Origin of the sequence: Pelagibacterium xiamenense, assembly GCF_021166475.1 — a bacterium.
Taxonomy (GTDB): domain Bacteria; phylum Pseudomonadota; class Alphaproteobacteria; order Rhizobiales; family Devosiaceae; genus Pelagibacterium; species Pelagibacterium xiamenense.
The window spans coordinates 938218-954366 of the sequence record NZ_JAJOYS010000002.1; the positions used below are offsets into that span (position 1 = coordinate 938218).

The 16149-nt window shown below is 61.1% G+C and carries 15 protein-coding genes; 5 read left to right on the forward strand and 10 right to left on the reverse strand.

The features are described 5' to 3' along the window. Positions 1–129: 129 nt before the first annotated feature. The 4 genes from LSG43_RS12370 (at position 130) to LSG43_RS12385 (ending at position 5242) form a co-directional block, all read left to right on the forward strand. Positions 130–1461 (forward strand): hypothetical protein, encoded by a 1332-nt coding sequence (locus LSG43_RS12370; protein ID WP_231804518.1) that lies wholly within the window; start codon positions 130–132, stop codon positions 1459–1461. Between the two features lie 32 nt (positions 1462–1493). After that, on the forward strand, positions 1494–3473 hold the full coding sequence (locus LSG43_RS12375; protein ID WP_231804520.1) for a vWA domain-containing protein: 1980 nt from the start codon (positions 1494–1496) through the stop codon (positions 3471–3473). Between the two features lie 83 nt (positions 3474–3556). Continuing rightward, positions 3557–4567 (forward strand): hypothetical protein, encoded by a 1011-nt coding sequence (locus LSG43_RS12380; protein WP_231804522.1) that lies wholly within the window; start codon positions 3557–3559, stop codon positions 4565–4567. A gap of 39 nt (positions 4568–4606) precedes the next feature. Continuing rightward, on the forward strand, positions 4607–5242 hold the full coding sequence (locus tag LSG43_RS12385; RefSeq protein WP_231804524.1) for a hypothetical protein: 636 nt from the start codon (positions 4607–4609) through the stop codon (positions 5240–5242). A 4-nt stretch (positions 5243–5246) separates the two neighbouring features. Here LSG43_RS12385 and LSG43_RS12390 read toward each other — a convergent pair whose 3' ends face one another. From LSG43_RS12390 to LSG43_RS12400, 3 genes are all read right to left on the reverse strand, one after another. Then, on the reverse strand, positions 5247–7064 hold the full coding sequence (locus LSG43_RS12390; RefSeq protein WP_231804526.1) for a serine aminopeptidase domain-containing protein: 1818 nt from the start codon (positions 7062–7064) through the stop codon (positions 5247–5249). A 293-nt stretch (positions 7065–7357) separates the two neighbouring features. Continuing rightward, the gene (locus tag LSG43_RS12395) at positions 7358–8383 is read right to left on the reverse strand and encodes a hypothetical protein (RefSeq protein ID WP_231804528.1); all 1026 of its coding nucleotides are present in this window, start codon (positions 8381–8383) and stop codon (positions 7358–7360) included. Then, positions 8380–8952, reverse strand: coding sequence for a LemA family protein (locus tag LSG43_RS12400; protein WP_231804530.1), 573 nt, complete (start codon positions 8950–8952; stop codon positions 8380–8382). Before LSG43_RS12400 ends, LSG43_RS12395 begins: the two co-directional genes overlap by 4 nt. Before the next feature lie 182 nt (positions 8953–9134). On the opposite strand from LSG43_RS12400, the gene LSG43_RS12405 reads away from it, so the two are divergent. Then, positions 9135–10469: a sodium:solute symporter family transporter gene (locus LSG43_RS12405; protein ID WP_231804532.1), complete on the forward strand. Its 1335-nt coding sequence runs from the start codon at positions 9135–9137 to the stop codon at positions 10467–10469. Positions 10470–10479: 10 nt separating this feature from the next. Here the strand turns inward: LSG43_RS12405 and LSG43_RS12410 are convergent, their stop codons facing one another. The 7 genes from LSG43_RS12410 to LSG43_RS12440 form a co-directional block, all read right to left on the reverse strand. Continuing rightward, positions 10480–11001 (reverse strand): hypothetical protein, encoded by a 522-nt coding sequence (locus LSG43_RS12410; RefSeq protein ID WP_231804534.1) that lies wholly within the window; start codon positions 10999–11001, stop codon positions 10480–10482. A 9-nt stretch (positions 11002–11010) separates the two neighbouring features. Next, complete coding sequence (locus LSG43_RS12415) at positions 11011–11373, reverse strand: hypothetical protein (protein ID WP_231804536.1); 363 nt, start codon at positions 11371–11373, stop codon at positions 11011–11013. Positions 11374–11682: 309 nt separating this feature from the next. Further along, a complete protein-coding gene (locus tag LSG43_RS12420; RefSeq protein ID WP_231804538.1) occupies positions 11683–12504 on the reverse strand; it encodes a DUF3137 domain-containing protein in 822 nt (273 codons plus the stop codon). A 327-nt stretch (positions 12505–12831) separates the two neighbouring features. Beyond that, entirely contained in the window at positions 12832–13587 is a 756-nt protein-coding gene (locus tag LSG43_RS12425; protein ID WP_231804540.1) for a sulfite exporter TauE/SafE family protein, read from the reverse strand. Further along, complete coding sequence (locus LSG43_RS12430) at positions 13584–14981, reverse strand: amidase (protein WP_231804542.1); 1398 nt, start codon at positions 14979–14981, stop codon at positions 13584–13586. Before LSG43_RS12430 ends, LSG43_RS12425 begins: the two co-directional genes overlap by 4 nt. 4 nt (positions 14982–14985) lie before the next feature. After that, positions 14986–15558, reverse strand: coding sequence for a nucleoside 2-deoxyribosyltransferase (locus LSG43_RS12435; RefSeq protein ID WP_231804544.1), 573 nt, complete (start codon positions 15556–15558; stop codon positions 14986–14988). 6 nt (positions 15559–15564) lie between these two features. Beyond that, positions 15565–16143, reverse strand: a complete 579-nt coding sequence (locus LSG43_RS12440; RefSeq protein ID WP_231804546.1) for an AAA family ATPase — start codon at positions 16141–16143, stop codon at positions 15565–15567. Between the last annotated feature and the right edge of the window lie 6 nt (positions 16144–16149).

A 16149-nucleotide genomic window follows, 5' to 3' on the forward strand; every position in this document is an offset into this window, starting at 1 on the left:
TGGCGTGGCGCGGTAAGCGGAATGTCGTCTGTTCCCCTGTGTTTCCTCCCCCATATGAGGGACGGCAGCCGGTTTGCGGCGGTGTAGCTCCGGGTCACCGAACGATGACACGGATGGAGAACACGCTATATGATCCGGCAGCTTGCAAGCAGCATTACCGGCCTGGGACGCGCGTTGGTGGCGACCCTATTGCTTGTCGCGGCGTCGACGACGGGGGCATCGGCCCAGATTCAGGTGCCCGACGCCATCGCCGCCAGAAGCGTGATCCTCTCACTCTATACCATCAACTCCATGTTGGAGCAGCAAGGCGCCGGCCTTGAGGCCGGCCGTCAGGTGATGACATCCTTTCGCGCGTTCCTTTCTCCCCAACTCATCGAGGAGATCGTGGCCAGCGAAGGTGGCTTCCGTCCACTGAGCGGCACGTATGAAGGCGCCGTGGACGATTATGAACTGCGGGTGGCGGAGGATCAGCCGGACGACGGCATCGTTTTCGAGGCCGCAGTGGAATCTCAAGGCACGGTCCGTTTGATTGCGTTCGCCCTCTCGCAATCGGGCGGCCGCCCTCTGATAACACGGATATGGGGCGATGGCTGGACTTTCGGTGACGGTAACGCCGAGACGTCGCAACAGGGCCACGGCACTCCCGCGCAGGCTCCGAGCGGTGAAGAACAACTTGCCCTCGCGGCCGCGGATCAAGGCGGCGCAGCTGCGGAAGGCGCGCCCGAAGGTAACGCACCGCTCTCCCTGCCATTTCAGGACGGGTTCGACGGCGCGGCGCTAGGACCTCAATGGAGCGTGGTGGGGGAAGCCTCCGACAAGTTCGTTGTCGAGGACGGGGTCGTCTACCAGATCGCGACGGGCGGCGACGACGATTTCCGCAATGAGGGCAGCGAAAACATCTTCCGGCTTGGCGGCGCGCCCGAAGGCGATTTCGACATGACCCTGGCCGGGCTGCTCGAAGCCAAGACCGGTAGAGAAGGCATCTGGCTGGGTCTTTATGAGGATGAAACCAGCTTCCTTGCCGCCAATCTCTACGTCTACACCAACGGCTGCGGTCCGTATCTCGGTCTTTGGATCGTCAACCGTCAGCCCGTTGCGAACCTTGACGAGTCGTTAACCAGCGAATTCGACGACAATCTCTTTGACAAGGGCCCCATTCTATCAGGCACCTGCAATGCCGGTAACCGGGAAATCGGCGACGCCATTTTGCAACGCCTCAACGAAACCGGCTTCTCGCTGACCCTGTCTCGCCGGGGTTTCCGCTATTTCGCCACGGCCGAATTCGATCTTCCAGCCTTCGGCGACAATTCAGGCGGTCCCGTCAGCGTAGCGACTCAAGAGGTGGCCCGCACAACGGCCGCCGGCAATCCCGCCTTCATGCTTGGGCAATTCCAGCGCGCCGGGAACGGCGAGTCGATCGCACAATTCGACAGTTTTTCGATCTCGGCGCCGCTGCACTGAAAGCAGCCAATAACACAATGGGAATCCGGCCTATGTTTCATACTCTAAGGATAGCTGTTTGCGGCCTGTCCATTTCGCTACTCGCGGTGTCCGGAGCGAGCGCACAGGCGCAGGACATCGATGCGGCAGTCGCGCTGGTCGAGCAATTCATTGCCGCACATATGACCCATCTCGACACTATGCAGGGTCCGTTGCTGAATGATGCGCAAGCCGCCGCGCCCTATGTGCTCGACGGGCTTGCGGTGGACGGACTGCAGGGGCGGCTCGGGTTCGACCCGGTTTATAACGCGCAGGACTACGAGATATCCAACATCCGGGTCTTTGCCGATACCGACGCGCCATTCCTGCGCGGCGCGGCGCAGGTGCGGGTCAACCTTGAGAATTTCGGGCAGCGCCAGGACTTCGTCTATACGCTCGTGCCAGTGCCCCCCGGCAATGTGTGGCAGATTTCCGATATTTATTCAGTCACAAGCGACTGGTCGCTCGCCGACATTGCCTACGATCTGGGAATAGATCTGAGTGGCGGAACCGGACCTGAAACAACCCTTGAGAACGTGGACCTGCCTATTCCGTGCGCCTTCGCATGCGGCAATCCAGTCGACGACCCGATCGTGGTTCCCGGCACCGAAACCATCATCGTGCCCGACCCCGTCATCGTCCCCGGTATGGAACAAGGCGACCTGCCCGGCAACGGCATCAATCCCGAAGGCCGGAACCTCCTGGTCATTCTCGACGCTTCCGGGTCGATGTGGGGACAGATCGACGGCGTTGCCAAGATCACGACGGCCCGGCAGGCCTTATCCGGCATTGTGGGAGACCTCGATCCGGCAATGAATCTGGGGTTGATGGCCTATGGCCATCGACGCGAGGGCGATTGCGCCGATACCGAAATTCTCTATCCGGTCGCCAATTACGACCCAGGCAGGCTGCTGCCGGCGATAGAGGGTATTTCGCCGCTCGGGAAGACGCCGATCGCCGGGGCCCTGGAACAGGCGGCCGCCGCGATGCCCGCATCCGGCCGCCCTTCGAGCGTCCTGCTGATATCCGACGGGCTGGAAACCTGCGGTGGCGATCCCTGTGCCGCCGCAGCCAGGCTGGCCGAAAGCGGGATCGATACGCGCGTTCACGTCGTTGGCTTCGATCTGAACGAGGAGGAGCACGCCGCGCTTCAGTGCGTCGCCGAGAACGGGAACGGCACCTACTATCCCGCCAACGACGCACAAAGCTTTCTCACAGCCGTCAACAACGCGATTCACGAAGCGGAGAACGCCATCTCCTCCACGCCGGCACTCGCTCCGGATCCCGCGGCGGAAATTGTTTTTGAGGACACTTTCGACGGTCCGGCGCTCGATACGGCATGGCGGGTGGACAACGCGATTGACGAACTCACCACGTTTACGCCCGAAGGCGCGCTGTTCGTGGCCGCGCTTGGCGACGCTCCCTATTTCAAAAATTCCAACGCGACCAACCGTTTCATTCTGGATCGTCCGCTTCCCGAAGGCGATTTCGATCTGGTTCTGGAATTCAGAATGAAGGTGCAAACCAAGCATGAAAGTTTGCTGCTGTCGTTGTTTAGCGCCGCCCATGAGCAAATCGGCGCCTATATGTGGCTCGAACCTTTAGGCTGCGGCAACTATCTCAATCTCTCGCTGATCAGATTGTCAGGCAGCGAGGACGACCCACAAACGACCTCTTTCGATACCAGTCTGTTCAGCGGACCGTGGGCGGACGAGGTTTGCTACGACGGGCGCGCGCGCGCCGATGCCATAGTTGAAGCCCTGGGGCGGGACGGTGCACAACTGCGCCTGATGCGGCGTGGCCGGGAAATCACAGCGTCTTTGGAACTGCAGATGCCAGAAACTGGCGAAACGCTCTCCTACACGACCGAGCCGATCACGATGCTTCGCCTGTCCGGCGCACCCAGCCTGCTTGCAGGGCACGGGCACAAGGCGCAACCAGGCGAAAGCCATTTCGAGTTCGACCGCTTCGCCATTGAGGTGCCCCGGCAATGATGCCACGCCGCACACTCGCTCCTGTTCTGCTGGCCATAGCCCTTGGCGCCGTTCCAGTATCCCCAGCCCGGGCACAGGGCGAAATGAGCTTTACCGAGGCCGAAGCGGGGGGCGATGAAAGCCTGTTCGATCAGTTGGAGCCGCAGCCGGATGCAGAAAGCGGCGGAATGAGCTTCGACGAAACGGCGATAGCCGAGCACGACGCGCTGGCCTGCGCAGCCGGTTTCGGGTGCGAGGGACTGGGCGTGAACCAGGACGACGCGCTGGTCCTGACCGGACACAATACCGCCGATACCGCCCGCGAGGCGTATCGGGAGCAGTATGGAGAGCCACTTTCGGATTCCACAGATCCGGTCGATGGCGACGACGGCAATCCGTCCGGCTCAGGAGACGAGACGCAACGAGACGAAAGCCTGTTCGACCGTGTGGAAGCCGGGCAGGAAGATGCATCGAGTGACGATGGAATGAGCTTCGATGAGACGTCCATCGCCGAGCACGACGCATTGGCCTGCGCGGCCGGTTTGGGATGCGAGGGACTGGGCGTGGACCAGGAGGACGCCCTTGTTCTAACCGGACACAACACCTCCGAAACAGCCCGCGAGGCCTATCAGGAGCAGTACGGAGAGCCGCTTTCGGATAACACCGAGCCGGGTCCCGACCAGGACCTGTCGGTGGACACGCAGGGCGGAGACATGTCGTTCACCGACGGGGATATGTCAGAGGACAGCGGCAGCATGGCTTTTGATGAGGACGAGGTGGGCGAGGATGGCGCAGATATGTCCTTCACTGAAGAAGACGTGCTGACCAACGAAACTGACGCATCCCACGGGAACAGGTTCACCGAAGGCGAAATCGCCGCGTTCAGTCCGGAAGAAGATGAGCTATGGGCGTGCGCTGCCGCGTTTGGCTGCAACGGTGCCGCCGCGGGATTGACACCCCATCAAGCTCTGCACCGGTTGGGGCTGCCCGACTTTTCCTATGAGTGGCCGCTGGCAGCCTGTGCAACCAATGCGCCCGGCGCCTGCGAGGAGATAGGCATCAGCTTGATGGATGCCATGCGGATCATGTCGCACCTGGCCAATCCCAATCGATAATCACCAGATCAGGATCCCAACGTCATCATGGATGAATAGATGATCGCCCCATTCCAGCCCTGTGTTTTTGCAATCATGACATTCCTTGCCGTTACCGGTGCTGCCGCCGCGCAATCGGAACCGGTATCCCCGGCATGCCACGATGCGCCGGATGCCTGGGTTGACGTCACAGAGGCCCGGCTGGCCGGAGACTGGCAGATTTCAATGGGACCGGGCATCCTCACAATGCAAGGGAGGACCGTCCCGCTTCCCGACCCAGGCGACGTCCAGATCGCGGCGTTGGAGTTCGCGGAGACAGCTCTTTTCATCAGCGGTGGCCCGATACCGGAAGGTGAAGTGGAACTTCGGCCCTGGCGGAACGGGCTGAACTTCGATCTGCCTGTGGGCAGCGTACTGGGCGATGAGGATATCCCCTCCGACCCCGTGACTGCGTTCCTCAAGCAGCATTTCGGGTCGGATGTGGCCCAGAATGCAGACATTGCCGCGGCAGCCGGATGCGAGGTCAATGCGTTACCTCAACTGCATGGGAGCGGAATATTTCAGGACCCGGAGGGCGAGGTCAATTTCGATCTGTACCTGGTCGTCCTGTCTGATTTCTGGATCTACGGCATCACGGTGGGGACGTTCAACGGCGGCGATGGCGTCGCGCGCAGGGTCTTCGAGATGCGGCGCTGAACGATCAGCCGAGCCAGCCAAGTGGGCCCGACAACAGGCGTGAGGTGAGTTCGGACTGGCTATGGACGTTCATTTTCGAGAATGCCTTCTTGAGATGGCCGCGCACGGTGCTGACCAGAATGCCCAGGGTTTCCGCGGCCTCCTCCGGCGACCTGCCGCCGGCGATCAGAAGCGCGATTTCGGCCTCCTTGCCGGTAAGGCCATAGGCAAGCTCGACCAGCGCCATACGCGAATCCGCCTCGAGATCCCCGCCGGGATCGGTACGCAACACAAGGACGGAGGCCGGTCCCTGCCGTTGCAGGCTCGTCTGCTTGAGTGCATCGGGGTAGAATCGGACAGCAACCGGCATGTCGTCGTGGACAATGAGGGTGTCGCGATGCCCCATCCGCTTGGTGGGACCGGCACGCTCGCCCCTGAGCAGCCTGCCGGTGAGGGCGTTGGCAACTCCCTTTTCTGAACCTGACAGGCCGCTTGCCGGGAACAATCGCGCAAGCGCCTCGAAATAGGTTCGGTTGGAATGAAGCAATTCACCTTCACCGTCGAGTATGGCGACGCCGATCTGAAGCCGTTCGATAACCGACTGTAACAGAACGCCCAGAGTGGCGTTCATCATCACTTGCCGGTTTAGATTGAACGAACGCTCCCAGTGCGGCATCAGCGACAGGATACGCTTATGCAGCGCAGCCTCCGCGAGATCGCCCGAGCGTTCGGCCTCGTAAATCATGCGATATATGATCTCATTCCATCGGCTTTCGTCGTCTATGGCGTTATAACAGAGTTCGACAAGCTCTCCGGGGCTCATATCCACGGACGCTCCCAGGCCGCTTGTCATTGCCAGCAACTCCGATGTGAGCTCGGCGACGCCGATCTCGGGGCCTTCTTCTTCGGGATGCCACTCCTCACCGACCCATCGAACGATGCGTTCGGCAATGCCGAAGCGCTTCTCCTCGAGAAATAGCGCCGATCGCGCCCCTTCGATGCGGGCCGACGCGATGTCGTCAAAGCCGACGCGTTCGAGGAAACGTTCCACAGGCGGCAGAAAACCGCCGTCGCGCAACATCGCGTCCTCGCCGCCAAACAGGATCAGGCAGCGCGTGCCCGGTACGACAGAGGCACTCTTTGGCCACTTCCAGGCTGAAAGCATGCCCGAAAAAATGTTGTACCAGTATGCCGGCGTTGGGGTCGGCCAGCCCAATGGATCGGCAACCACGGAATCGATCAGAGCGCGATCGGCGCTCATGACGTCGGCGGGATGACGGCGCTCCTTCAGATGTGAGCCCAGGAACGCATAAAGATGGTGCAGAGACTGCTCGTCGGGTGCGTCCGCCGTGCCGAGTTTGCAGCGTGTCTGCGAGAAGGTCTTGCCGAACATGGCGATGGCGCGTTGGTTCGGCGGCGGCGAGATCAAGACGATATGGCGCGCAAGGTCGGGCCAGCTCTTGAGCACCTCAAGCGTCAAAAGCGCGGTGATGTTGGGCACAACGACCAACCGGTGTTCCCAGGGGATGCCGGCGAAACTCTTTTCAAAGAACAGGCGCATATCGGCGACGGCACGCTGCCAGCCCCCTTCATAGTCGAGGTGCCCGAGCGGGTTGTGACTGCCGGTGGACTTGCCGTGCCCGCGTATATCCCCTGAATAGGTGTTCCATCCGAGCTGGCGAAAGGCCGCGCCCAGATCGTTCAGCATACCGGAATGGGTTGGTTGGCTATGGCCCAGAAATACGGCTCTGTGGCCTTCGGCAGGCCTGCTGCCGGGGTCAACGGTCCACTTGCGGAAAAGCAGCGGCTGGCTGCTGTCGCCCACCAGGAATTCCGTATCCATATTCATCCCCCAAGCCAGTCAGGTGTTCAAAAAAACACTTAAGACAATCAAGTAATTGCCTACAGGCGCTTGTGTGAACTTGGCCTGAATGGACCTGACAGCATTCATGCTGCCCGGGCGTGACTATAGAAAAGGTCTGGCAGAGAGTGAAGCGGGCGGCAGTGAGGCAATCGAGGGAAGTTTCAATTGCGGAACCGCGCAAGGTCCCGTTTTCTTTGGAGAAACCGCGGACGAGCGGAATTTTTCGGCATATCGCGCAGCGCTGCGGCGACCGCAGCGCCGATCCCGCGCGATCATTCGACGTAGCGTTTGATGGAAAGTTTGGCGGCTTCGAATTCTTCCAGCATGCCGGGCAGGAGGCGGTCGATGCCGCCCTCCGAGGCATTCTCTCCAACCAGCTTGTCCTGCGCCATGAAGAACAGAACGTCGTCTGCAAGGATGAACCCGACATTATGAAAGCGGGCCCCAAGGTCGAGCATGGTCGTCTGGGTGGCCGGTGTGAGTACTTGCAGAACTTCCCGCGAAACATCGCTGCCGCCGCCTGTCGCCACGGGGCGTCCGGAAATATGAAATCTCTCGTTGAACTGAATCGACTCGGTCTTGATGTCGCGATCCAGTGGCCCCTTGTTGACGATATTCTCAGGGCGGATCACCGCGCGGATGCCGGTTTTCCGGCCGATCCGATAGGCCCCGAGCAATGAAAAGAACTGGCCGAAGCCGCCCTTGCCGCCGCGAGCGTCCTGCCGCATCTCGCGTGTGCCGAGGCCCGCTTCCATCTGCCTCGCCCCCACCGCGATCCACAAGGGCAGGCCGTCTTGGGCACTCTCGCCCCAGAACTCACCATCGAGCCGCACCCCCATGAAGGATCCGGCCTGCATCTTCGTCAATTCGGGAATATGCGCCTCGATCCTTTCCAGGCGCGGCGGCTTTACACGTTGGGACCGACGCTCGTAATTGCCCCCGGAGTCACGGACCGGGGTGCGTTCGATCTGCCATTCGAGGAATGTTCCGGTATAGGACCAGCCCTTGTCCTGCGCGATACGGACCCTGCGGTACGTCCGGCGGCCATCGGCGTTTTCAAGTAGGTCCACCAGAAAGATCGCGCCGAAGGCCAGCGTCGTGACCGCGACGGGAATGAAGGGAAAGCCGTCGCCGGCAAAGCCGGCCACCATCGTCCAGATCAGGGCGAGTAGCGCGGCTGGAAGGGGGAGACGTTTCAGCCAGATGGGGAGCACGATGCCCGAGCGGATGCTGGATATATCCGGGGTCTCTACCGCAATCTCGCCTTCGAACGGATCCCAGTGCCGCCGCGCGTTCATGAGCCCCCCGGCAGTTCGATTCTGGGCAACGCACGCGCGGCTTCCGCCTCTGCGCCGACGAGGGTGAACGGCGTGGCATGGTCGAGCCTCATGGCGCGGGCGATCCAGTTGGTGGGAATGGCATCAAGAAGGGTGTTGTAGCGCTCGACATTGGCATTGTAGAGCCGCCTGGCAGCGCTGATCTGGTCTTCGGCTTCTTCCAACTGCTTTTGCAGCTCGCGGACATTGCCCGTTGAACTGACTTCCGGTGTATCCTCGGAATAGGCGATAAAGGCGCGCAGCGCGGCGGACAATTCGCCTTCCGCAGTCTGAACGGCCTCGATGTCGCTACCGCGCACGCTCATTGCAGCACGGCGCGCGTCTATGAGCGCGTCGAAGATCCGGTTTTCCTGCGCCATCGCGCCCCGCACGGAGTCGACCAGCGCAGGAATGAGATCGTGACGGCGCTTGAGTTGGACGTCGATCCCCGAATAGCCGGTCGTCACGGCGTTCTTGGCGGCCGCCAACCGGTTCTGCAGAAAGATGAATATGAGTATACCAGCGGCGATAATGAGAATGGTTGTGATCATATCTGGTCCCGGATGCCTCCACGCGATGCCTTGTGCGCCGGGTCATTGATGTAGCCGGGCACGGGCACAACGAGGTCCCCCAAATGAGGGACCAGGCAGAGCCGTCCGAAGGAAAACAGGAAACGGGGTTCTGCGCGAACAACTACTGGCGATTTGACTGTTGGGAGTGGTAGTTATCCTGAATGCCGTTGCCCGCTGACATGTTTGAACTCGGCCCAGTCATCTTCGTCCTGTTCGCGCCGCTTGTTTATGCGCTCGTGCGGGCACGCAATACGACGCGGGCCGACTTCATCTTCAATTCTGGCCGTACCGGAACGCTTGCGACCGTTGCGGGAATTGTCTGCGGGAACATCGGGGCCGGCACGTTCGTCGCGCTCCTCTTGTTCTCGGATGCCAGTCCGATACTTGGCGTTTCACTGGCCGGCGCATATGCGCTCGGTCTTGTCATCTGCGCTGTGATTGCGCCTGTGGTTCACCGGCAGTCGAGCCAGTATGGGGTTCATGGACTGGTCGATCTCATCGTAGCGGCCCATGGTGTCCGCCACCCATTGGCGATCTGGATCCCGATTGCTTTCGTTTTCCTTCTGCGCACAGCGGTGCAGCTATTGGCGCTGGCCACGATCCTGGCAACGATCATGCCCGTTTCGAACCTGGTCGCGCTCGTTCTGGCGAGCGCCCTCACCGGGATTTACACCGCCATTGGCGGTTATCGCGTGGCGACGGAAACCGATATCTTTCAGGCCATTGTCATACTCGTGGGCATTGGCCTGCTCACGGTCACGAATGCCGGTGACGTGCCGCATATCGACAATGTGTTCGACCTTGGCCCTTACAAGTTGCCGCTGCTTTTCGGCATCTGGCTGTTTATTCCGGTCAGCGCGGTCCTTGCCGTCGACAATTGGCAACGAATGGCAACCGCCCGGGCGCCGGCGGTTGCACGCCGGGCCTTTTTGCTCGCGGCGCCCTTATGCCTGTTTTGCTATCTTGGCATTGTCTGGCTGGGGCTCAAAGGCCACGCTGATGAAGAGGTTCTTGCCGTATTGCGGGCGACCATGCCGGCTCAATGGACCTGGCTGGCCGATGTAATGCTGATCGCAGTGCTCATGTCGACGATGGACACGTTCGTCATGCCGCTGGTCACCAGTCTGGAGCGCACACGCTACACACTGCGGCAACTCCAGCTGATCGTATTGGTGTTATTTGCCGTTCTGGCCGTTGCCGCCTACACGATGGGGCCGTTGCTCAATTCGATCATCGCCGCCTTCAGCTCGCTGGTGGTTTTCCTGCCCGCGGTTCTTGCCGCACTGATCTGGCGGCGGCTCAGTGCCGCCGCCGCGATAATCTCGTTGAATCTGGGCGTGGCGGTCAGCCTGATCCTTGTCGGCGTCGATCTGAACTATGCCGCTTTCGCGGGGTTCGCGGCCGCACTGATAACCTATGGCGTGACGTGGGCACTTGCGCTTCGGGGAGAAGGGCACTCCCGGCACAGGGGTCAATTGCTCCGGAACAGCCGATGAACCCGCCGGATTACTGAGTTTTCTCAGGTTCAGGAAGGTCCTGGCTTCGATCCTCCTCGATCACGATCTCCGCAAACCCGTCACCCTCGATGTGGATTGCGGGACAGGCCCTGGGCTCACGATTTGAATGATCGTACCAGCACTCCTCGATCTCGTAGGCGATCTTCAAATCAGCGCAGGCCGTTTCGGTGTTGATCCCGGTGGCGGTCCGAACCTCCGACATGCCCGCATCGTCCCAGCCCGTAAAGACCCATTGCAGCGGCAACCGGGTCGATGTGCCGTCGCGCGTATCGCTATAGCGCGCATCGCCATAGAGGGCGTAAAAACCCTGTTCCTGCTTGTTGACAGTAGCGATGGTTTCGGGTCTGCAAACGCCGCTATCGGTTTCCTCTGCACGGATGACGACCTGTAATTCGCCCGGAGGGACGCCACCGGCCACCTTTTGCTGGCTGAATGCAACCGCGGCAACGCCTGCGGCAAGCACCAGACCGCCAACGATGGAAGATACGACCATGTATTTAGGTACCGCCACCGCCTTCTCCTAGCCTGCTGTCGTGGGAAGATAGAGGCCCGCACACGACGCCTCTCCGCGGGCATCCATCATGGCGAGAAAAAATCCGGTTTGTTCCTCAGTCCGCATGAGACCGTCGGGAGCCCGGAGCTCTATTGCCGCTTCAAGCCGTGCGCCCGGCACGAAATTGTCGCCAGGAAAGAAATTGTCGCCGGGGAAAAAACTGTCCCCCGGGAAAAAGCTGTCGCCGGGAAAGAAGCTGTCGCCCGGAAATTCGGACTCACGCGGCGCGACCCTGAATGGCTTGGACACGAAAACGTCCACCGTCCGGCCCCGTTCGACGCGGCCGATACCGAACGCGCCGGTTACGGATTGTCCAAGACCGGACCTCATGATGATGTTCCAAATGAGGCCGCGCCGAAGTTCTGAACCGGCCAATCCGGCAAGGCCTCGCGGCTCCCGCAATGCAAGTTCCAGTGCAGCTGCCTCTCGGGCCCACACGGGGCCGGTAGCCAGTCCGGCCATGCCGGCCAGCGTCAATTGATTGAAACGTCTGCGTGTGAGCAAAGTACATCTCCTGATAGAAGCTCAGTCGGGTACATTGCTGCACATATGCCCGATAGCGCCCCCTCCCAAATGGGAGAGAGATATCTTTGTTGAAGACGTTCTTGTCCCCCCGGTGACCCACAGGCGGTGACATTCTCATGCATGGCTGGTGTCGGCGAGGTCGAGACTGTCGATGATGCTCGTCACCAGCTCGAGCTCGCTCAGGAGGTTGCGGGCGCGTTCCCTCCCGTCCCGAATTGGACGAAATACGTTTCCGATCTCGAAACGCCGGGCGGCCGAACCGATGCGAACATTTATGAGTAAGCGATTGTCCATGAACGCCATCGATACGCCCCGCCGGTTGTTGAGGCGTTCGGTGAGTTCCACGATCCGTTCCATGAAGCGCGGCGTGAGCAGGTAACGGGCCTCGACCTGATCGGTTGAAAAGACCTCGAATCGATCTTCAAACCGGGGATCTTCCAGCCGAACCCGCCCGCCGTTCTGGCGCATTCGTTCCAACGCGTTGCCAACCCAATCGGTATCGGCAACGACAGTCGTCTCGCCGTCGAAAGGCTTATTGAAGCTGTAAACCAGCATCAAAGCACGCCATCTGGCATCCTGTCTCGAGAACTTGCCCTCGCACAACTCGAAATCCACGCCCCTGACATGCCCCTCGATCCGGTCTTCAAGTTTCGCGCTCTTGTAAAAGGGCAGGAGCGGTTTGAAGCGGTCCAGCGGGAAATCGAATTTTCTAATCGCGTACTCAAAGCCTAAATAAGCACACACGCCTCCGGTCAGAACCTGCTTGTAGCGGTTGGTCAGTCCCAGATAGGCAAGCCCCGCGCCCAACAAGCCACCGAATCCAACCGCAAAGGCAGCCAGGGCGACCGGACCGTCGGACCGGTTCATCTGCGCAAGGACTGCGACTGCGCCGAACCCGATTGCGCCAAGTATGGCAAGCCCCACGACGAGCCACATCCGCTTCTTCCGGTGCGTTTCGAGACCGGCAAGCGCGGGTTCTATTTCGCGCGCATAGTAGCTGTCGAAATCGTGTTCTGAGGCATTCGCCCCCGCAAAAGTGTTCATGGTCTCGCCGGATCAGGTAGGGAAAAAGCGACGGTGCGCGTGAAATTCGCTTCCGTTCAAGCTACGAGCAGCCGGAAGTCACGCGCCTCTCCCAAATTGGAGAGACATGCAAATGTTCAGTTTCGCACTGGAAGGAGACACGGCGGAACCGCTTGCGGGCGCCAGGCCGGGACCGTTCAGCCGGTGTGATCGTTGAACCTCAAAACCACAGTCGTTGCGTTAGCCCATCCGCGCGAGAGCGCCCGCGCCGCCCTGAGCGATGGCGATCGTTGCCATTATTCCGAGCGCTATAAGTGTGAACTGCCTGTATCGCGCCTCGTCGGTCCGCGCGAAGATCCAGGCTCCGGCAAAGTGGCCGGCACCCATCACCGGCATCAGGAAAAGCGCGAGGATCGCCAGATCGGCGCTCGCCAATCCAGCGATGGCGAGACCCGGCAGTGCAAAGAGAGTCGTCGCGAAAAAGAAGACAAGGAGCGTTGAGCGCGCTGTTGCCGGCGTCATACCGCGCATCATGCAGTAGATGATTGCAGGTGGCCCCGGAATGCCCGCCAAACCGCCCAGGAATCCGGAAAGGGCGCCGACCGGCAACGCGGAGGCCGGCCCGGGACGGAAGCGCGTCAGACTATGGCCCTGCGCGAGCGCCAGCGTTGCACCCGCAACCACGAGGCCGATTGCGATCTGCACAATATCCGGGGCGGCGAGCGCCAGGAGCCAGACGCCAGCGGGCGTGCCGATGAGTGCCCCCAGGGTGAGGATCCCGACCGTGCCCTTGTCAAACGCGCCGCGATGAAGCCAAAGATCCGCCAAACCGGCCAGGGCCTGGATGAAAACCGACATTACAACCGCTTTCGCGGGCGCAATCACGAGACTCATGAGGGGAACCGCCGCGAGCGCAAAGCCGAACCCTGTAAGCCCGCGCAAAAGTGCCGCGCCGAATATAATAATGCCGATGGCGGTGATCGCCGTGCCGCTCACCCGCCGTCTCCCGCCAAACGGGCGAGCGCTATGGGCGTCAGGTCCTCGAGATAGGGTCCGATGATCTGCACGCCGAGCGGCTTGCCCTCGCCGGATATCGTGACCGGCATCGTCGTTGCGGGGAGCCCACAGCAACTGGCGACCGCTGCCCAGGCGATATTGTCCTCCGCATCGATCGTCTGCCCATTGACGGTCAGTGTGGCGCCAGCCGCCTCGGCATGAGCCAATGCGGGAACGATACAGGGCGGACAGATCACGGCGTCATGGTTCTCGAACACCCGCTGCCATGCCCAGCGGAGTTCGAAACGCGTCTCATTGGCGCGAACCCAGGCGGCGTGGCTCATCGTGGCGGCGCGAAGCCGCTGCGCTGCGATCGTGTCGTCGTCCGAGGCGAGGTCCGATACCCGCTCACGGAGCCGTGCGGCCTCTGCCTCGGTCTGGCCAATGGAAAGCGCTGTGCCGAGCAGCGCGATATAGGTTTCCGTCAGTTTCCTGATATCGGGAATGATCCGCTCGGCGCGTTCGACCTTCGCCCCGGCATTTGCGAGTCGGCCCGCCAGTTCGGTGACCGCGCCGCGGACGCTCGGATCGGTCGGTACCATTGGGTGCGCATCAAGAACCAGAACCCGGAAATCCTTGCACGCGTCATGCCGCGCCTGTCGCAGTGCCAACCGGTAGCCGGCTGCCTCATTCGCGTCAGGCCCGGCCATGGCCAGTAATGCGCGCGCGAGATCGCGGGCGCTGCGCGCCATCGGGCCCGGACTTGAAATGTCGAGCGGGGCCAGTCGTCCATCGAGAACATGGCCCCGCAGCGGGATCAGCCCATGCGTCGCCATATGTCCGAAGATGCCGCAAAAATGTGATGGCCCGCGGATCGAGCCGCCGAGATCCGAGCCGATATCGAGGTAGGACAGCCCCGCGGCCACCGCGGCGGCAGCACCTGAGGACGAGCCGCCAGGAGTCCAATCGGCATTGAGCGGGTGATGGGTGCGGCCGTAAACCGGGTTCGTCGCATGCCATCCTGCGAGCCCTTCGGATACGTTCGTCTTTCCTACTACGACCGCGCCGGCCTGCCGCAGTCGCGCGACGGCCACAGCGTCGGTACGGGCGATGGCATCACGATATGCGGCCAGTCCCCAATTTGTGGGCAGCCCGGCGACGTCAAAACTCTCCTTGATGGTGATGGGCACACCAAGGAGCGGCAGCCGCTCACCTGCCCGCAGGCGTCTGTCTGCCGCCGCAGCGGCCATGCGGGCGCGATCGATATCGCTCACAACTATGGCATTTAGCGCACTGTTTCGCGCTGCAATCTCCCCGCACAGACGTTCAAGCGCATCGCTTGCAGAGATGGCCCCGGCGGCAATCGCCTCGGCCAGCCCCGTTGCGTCGAGCACGCCCTCAGGCCCTCATGGCAAAATAGTCGCGCGCAGCGGCCAGGCACGATTCGAACATGCTGGTATCGTCGTTGGCAAGCCGCGCGCCCGCATTGGGACGGATAACTTGCCCGCCCCGTGCGATAATGCCCCCGTCGATCATCAGATTATCGGCCATTTCGTGATCTTCGACCATCTGCCCGTCAGGCGCACGCAAGAGCCCATCGACCGGCTTGATGGCGCCGACATAGTAGTCATTAGCGGCCCGTTCGTCATAGTCGCGCGGATCGTTGGAGTACCCGAAGACCGGTCGCCCCAGCGCACACATGAAGCCCAGTTCGAACACCGTTCCAACGTCGGCGCTAATGCCGCGGAAGGGTGTCAGGTTGGCGATGATGAAATCCGCGCTTTTCATCAGACGCTCGTTGAGCGTGGAGATGAACATGCCGGATTCGAACTTGCCACTGGGAAAGTCGTCCTCTTCGACGCTCGCGACGGGGGTAAACCCGTAGTGCCGGGCGATATCCTTCTTTTGCTCGATCAGCTCATTGCCGTTGGCAAAAAAGACCTCCGGGCCAGCCAGATAAACCTTGCTCATCTGTCCCTACTCCAGTTCACCCGCGGCGATCGCTTCCATGAGGCGCTCGCGATAGGAAGTATCGACGTCGGTAATCTTATTCTCGACCCGCGAGGCCTCTTTCATGAAATGCTCGTATCCCCGGCCCATTTCCCAACCGCGCTTTGTGTGCATGTCGATGGCAAAGTCGGGGACCTCGGGAGCCTTGTCGCGCACGCTGAGTTCGAGCTTTGCAAAATTGACCATATCGTCGGAGGTGCGGTCCTTGGGACTGTCGGCAATCAGACGTATGGCATGGGCGGCAAAAAGGAACCGGTCTCCCACTGGGCGCGGATAGCGGGCATGGGTGCGATAGAGCGTATCGACCAGCACCGGCAACATGGTGTTGCCGACGCCAACATCCTCGACGGCGATGACGCACAGGCGCGCCCAGAGCATCTCCTCAAGTTCGGCGCTCGAGATGAACATCTCATATCCCAGCAGAAGGGCCGTTTCGGCCATGCCGCGCCTGAGGGATTTCTGAAGGCCCGAGATTACTTCATCTGCGGGCACGTCGTGCAGCGTTCTGACCTTCTGCCAGGGATCGGGCGGCAGAGTAACTTTCATTTTTTG